This is a genomic window from Undibacterium sp. Di27W (assembly GCF_049340345.1).
Taxonomy (GTDB): domain Bacteria; phylum Pseudomonadota; class Gammaproteobacteria; order Burkholderiales; family Burkholderiaceae_D; genus Undibacterium.
In genome coordinates, this window is record NZ_JBMPOS010000092.1 from 1 (window position 1) to 594 (window position 594).

Annotated in this window: 1 protein-coding gene; it reads right to left on the minus strand. The window is 46.1% G+C overall.

All coding sequences use genetic code 11. The features are described 5' to 3' along the window. Positions 1 to 594, minus strand: a 594-nt coding sequence (locus tag ACO0LF_RS31430) for a DDE-type integrase/transposase/recombinase (RefSeq protein WP_423021328.1), incomplete at both ends; no start/stop codon positions are given.

Here is a 594-nt window from a genome sequence, read left to right on the forward strand (position 1 = left end):
AGCAATCGAGCGCCAAGCCATTGACAGGCGTGATTAAATTCAACTTCTCTTTGAGCGTTAAAAAGAAACGTTCAATCCTACCATTCTGCCAGGGCTTGCCCGGTTCGCTAAATTCCTGACGTATCCCTAATTCCTTCAAAGCCCGCCGGAATTTTTTACTGCGAAACACAGATGCATTATCTGTGCGAATCATGTGCGGCTTATCGAACAACTTGATCGTTGCTGTGACATGCTCAAGTATCACTGCCGACGTCGCCAACTCCAAACGCTGCAACAGCAAATTCATACGCGTACCATGATCCACAATACCCGGAATAAAATGGCTCACACCATCTGCATCCACTTTACCCGTTCCATCTATACACCACCGCCAATTTGCAGGACTGGGTTCTGGAAAACGATTCCGCGTCTCTTTACGTATTGCCTCCATTTCTGAACGATACTTCTGTATCCAGTTATACACTGTCCCCAAACTAATCGTCATACCCCTATGTGCATAGAGCCGATTCAATTCCATCATGATCTGGCGATAGCTTTTACCTTGTGCAAATCTGTCCAATACAAAATGCAAAACCCAGCGCGGTTTCGCTTTGC